Annotated in this window: 5 protein-coding genes; 2 read left to right on the top strand and 3 right to left on the bottom strand. The window is 76.6% G+C overall.

Annotated features, from left to right (window positions below; all coding sequences use genetic code 11):
- Positions 1-768: carboxylesterase family protein (locus tag UW392_RS03795; protein WP_320773410.1), on the bottom strand; the 768-nt coding region annotated here is incomplete at its 3' end.
- 353 nt (positions 769-1,121) lie between these two features.
- Between UW392_RS03795 and UW392_RS03790 the strand changes: the two genes are divergently transcribed.
- Complete coding sequence (locus UW392_RS03790; protein WP_320773411.1) at positions 1,122-2,126, top strand: LacI family DNA-binding transcriptional regulator; 1,005 nt, start codon at positions 1,122-1,124, stop codon at positions 2,124-2,126.
- Between the two features lie 56 nt (positions 2,127-2,182).
- Here UW392_RS03790 and UW392_RS03785 read toward each other — a convergent pair whose 3' ends face one another.
- The gene (locus UW392_RS03785) at positions 2,183-2,830 is read right to left on the bottom strand and encodes a ThuA domain-containing protein (RefSeq protein WP_320773409.1); all 648 of its coding nucleotides are present in this window, start codon (positions 2,828-2,830) and stop codon (positions 2,183-2,185) included.
- Positions 2,831-2,913: 83 nt separating this feature from the next.
- On the opposite strand from UW392_RS03785, the gene UW392_RS03780 reads away from it, so the two are divergent.
- Entirely contained in the window at positions 2,914-3,321 is a 408-nt protein-coding gene (locus UW392_RS03780; protein ID WP_320773408.1) for a VOC family protein, read from the top strand.
- Here UW392_RS03780 and UW392_RS03775 read toward each other — a convergent pair.
- Positions 3,318-3,748, bottom strand: a 431-nt coding sequence (locus tag UW392_RS03775; RefSeq protein WP_320773407.1) for a helix-turn-helix domain-containing protein, incomplete at its 5' end; no start/stop codon positions are given. The genes UW392_RS03780 and UW392_RS03775 overlap by 4 nt on opposite strands.

Below are 3,748 nucleotides of genomic sequence, written 5' to 3'. Positions count from 1 at the left end.
GAAGGCGGCGGCGGTCGCCGGGACCCGCAGCCGGGCCGCCATCCGGCGCACCATGCGCCGCACCTTGTCGCGGTCGGTGGCCTCGGGCGGCCCGCTCTGCAGCACGGCCCGCCGGAAGAGGCCCCGGGCCCGGGGGGCGGCGAGCAGCGCGCCGACGCTGATGGCGCCCGCGGACTGACCGAAGACGGTCACCCGGTCCGGGTCGCCGCCGAACTCCGCGATGGCCTCCTGCACCCAGGTGAGGGCGGCCATCTGGTCGCGCAGACCCGCGTTGGCCGGGGCGTCCGGGAAGAGGCCGTAACCCTCCACCCCCAGCCGGTAGTTGGCCGAGACCAGCACGACCCCGTCACGGGCGAAGGCGCGGCCGTCGTACACCGGCACGGCGGAGGAACCGCGGACGAGGGCGCCGCCGTGGAGCCACACCATGACCGGGAGGCGGGCGCCGGGGCCCGGTTCGGGCGTCCACACGTTGAGGTTGAGGCAGTCGTCGCCGGGCACCACCGGGTCGAGCAGGATGCGCGCGAACGCCTCCGAGTAGGGCGGCTTCGGCGGGGTCGGCCCGAACGCGCCCGCGTCCCGCACGCCCTGCCAGGGCTCGGGCGGCACGGGCGGCCGGAACCGGTGGGGGCCGAAGGGCGGTGCCGCGTAGGGGATGCCGCGGAAGACCGCGATCCCGTCCTCGTGTCTGCCGCGCACGTTCCCGTACGGGGTCCGCACCACGGGCCCGGTGACGGGCCCGGTGACGGGCCCGATCCCCTCTGCCGTCATCGCCCACCAACTCCTCCCGCTCGTGCGCCGTCGCACTCGCCGTGCTCGCCGCTCTCCGTCGGAGTCACTCTCGTTCAGAGCATCGCACCGCGGCCGGTCCGTTTCCCGATGTCTTCCCGCCGCCCGGTGGCCCACTTAGGGTAGGAAGCGCTTTCTGTCGATGGCCCTCGGGCGGGCCGGAGAGGCGGTCTTCGATGGTCCGTTCCGGGAGCGGTGGCGCGGTGCGTACCACTCGCGCGGTCCGTACGGGCGGCGCGCCGCCCGCGGGGAGCGCGGCGCGCGCGAGCGGGACGCCCCGTGCGGCCGGTGCCGCCGCCCGTACGGGAGCCGGCGGCACGACCGGGGGGCCGACGCTGGCCGTGGTGGCGCGCGAGGCCGGGGTGTCCGTGCCGACCGCGTCCAAGGTGGTCAACGGGCGTCAGGACGTGGCGCCGGAGACCCGGCGGCGGGTGACCGAGGCGCTGGAGCGGCTCGGCTACGTCCGCCGGCCCCGCATCGAGGAGGTGCAGGCACCCGGGCTGATCGACCTGGTCGTGGACTCGCTGGACAGCTCCTGGTCGGGCGCGGTGCTGCGCGGGGTGGAGGAGGCGGCGCACGACGCCGGCCTGGAGGTGGTGGTCTCCCCCGGGCTGACCCGGGCCCGGGACGGGCGCCCCGAGCGCGGCTGGACGGACAAGCTGACCGCGCGCGGGTCCTCCGGCGTCCTGTTCAACCTCACGGAGCTGACCGCGGCCCAGTACGCCTGGCTCGACCAGCGGCGCATCCCCTACGTGCTGATCGACCCCGTGGTGGAGCCGCCGCCGGGCGTGGTGTCGGTGGGCGCGGCGAACTGGCAGGGCGGGGTCACGGCCGCCGAGCACCTGCTGGGGCTCGGGCACGAGCGGATCGCCTGCGTCGCCGGGTACCGGCGCCGGATGTGCAGCGGCGCGCGGGTCGCGGGGTACCGCTCGGCGCTCGCCGCCGCCGGCATCCGGCACCGCCCCGAGTACGTCCGCCACGGCAACTTCGACGAGGCCACCGCGTACCGCCGGACGGGGGAACTGCTCGACCTGCCGGAGCCGCCCACCGCCGTCTTCGTCTGCTCGGACACGATGGCGCTCGGGGTGTACCGGGCGCTGGCCGAGCGGGGGCTGCGGGTGCCGGCGGACGTGAGCGTGGTCGGCTTCGACGACCTGCCCGAGGCGCGCTGGGCCACGCCCGCGCTCACGACGGTGCGCCAGCCGCTGGCGGAGATGGCCGCGGCGTCGCTGCGCCTGCTGGTGCGGATGATGGCGGGCGAGCGGCCGGAGGGGACGCGTACGGAGCTGTCGACACGGCTGGTGGAGCGGGCGAGCACGGCGCCGCCACGGGGGCGGTGAGCCGGGCGGGGGTCAGGCCGGCGGTCAGGACGGGAGGTCAGGGCGCAGGGCGGGGGTCAGGCCGCCGTCCCGGCCGCCCAGCCGATGCCGCCGCGCAGGTGGGCGCGGAAGTCCGGGTCGTCGTAGGCCTCGGCGGCGTGGCCGAGCGCGGTGTAGAAGACCCGGCCCGCGCCCTGTTCGCGGCACCACACCAGGGGATGGTCGGCGCCCATCCCGCCGCCCTCGTACGAGGTCTCGTCGGCCGTGGCGAGCACGTGCGCCGTGCCGCGCGGGTTGGCGCGGAAGTCGTACCACTCGTCGCTGAACCCCCAGACGGCGGGCAGGTGGCGGGTGGCCGGGTGCCCGCGGTCCTCGATCACGACCCGGCCCGGCTGGTACGCGGGGTGGCGGGCGAAGCGGGCGCCGAGCAGTTCGCCGTAGTACGGCCAGTCGTCCTCGGTGCAGGCGGCCGCGTGCACCCCGGCGAAGCCGCCGCCCCCCTCGACGTACGCCCGCAGGCGGGCGCGGCCCGCGTCCGTCAGCACCTCGCCGCTGGTGGAGAGGAGGACGACCGCCGCGTACGGGTCCAGGGGCGTCTCGAAGGCCGCCGGGTCCTCGGTGGCGTCGACGGCGAAGCCGAGGGTGCGCAGGGCGGCCAGGCCCGCCGGTATGGAGTCGTGGCGGTAGGCGGTGGTGCGGGTGTACGCGAGGATGCGGGTGGTCATGGTCCCGAGCCTAGGTCCGCGGTGGGGCAAGGTGTCCGATTCCTTCAAGACCGCCGCCGCGGGGCCCGCCTACGGTGACCCGTATGACTCCACGTTTCGACGCGATCGGCATGGCCGTCTCCGACATGGCCGCCTCGGTCGCCTTCTACCGCCGCCTCGGCTTCGCCTTCCCCGAGGGCTCCGAGGCCGCGCCGCACGCCGAGGCGCACCTGCCCGGCGGACTGCGGCTGATGCTCGACACCGACGAGACGGTGCGCTCCTTCACCCCCGACTGGCAACCGCCCGCCACCGGTGGCCGGACCTCGCTCGCGATGCGGTGCGAGGACCCGGCCGAGGTGGACGCGGTCCACGCGGAGCTGGTCGGCGCCGGGTACCGGAGCGAGCTGAAGCCGTGGGACGCGGTGTGGGGCCAGCGGTACGCGGTGGTGCTGGACCCCGACGGGAACGGGGTGGACCTGTTCGCCCCGCTGGACACACGGAACGAGGGTTAGACGGCGAGCAGCTCCCCGAGCGGCACGCCCGTCAGGTCGCGTACGTCGCGGGCGAGGTGGGCCTGGTCCGCGAAGCCGGTGCGGGTCGCCGTCTCGGCGAAGGGCACCCCCTTCCGGGCCAGGGCGAGCGCCCGCTGGAGCCGCAGGACACGGGCCAGGGTCTTGGGGCCGTAGCCGAACGCGGCGAGCGAGCGGCGGTGCAGCTGCCGGGCGCTCACGCCGAGTCCGTCGGCGGTCGCGGCGACCGGGCGGCCCGCGTCGAGCGCGGCCACGATCGAGCGCACCAGCGGATCGGGGGCGGCCGAGGCGGCCGCCCGCTCCAGGGCGACCTCCTCCAGCCCGAGGGCCGGGGTGGCCGCGGCCTGCACGCGTCCCGTCAGGCGCCGTACCTCCGCGGCCGGCCAGAGGTCGGCGAGGTCGACGCGCC

The sequence above is a fragment of the Streptomyces sp. CRN 30 genome, from assembly GCF_034105845.1.
This window is presented reverse-complemented; position numbering and strand designations above follow the sequence as displayed.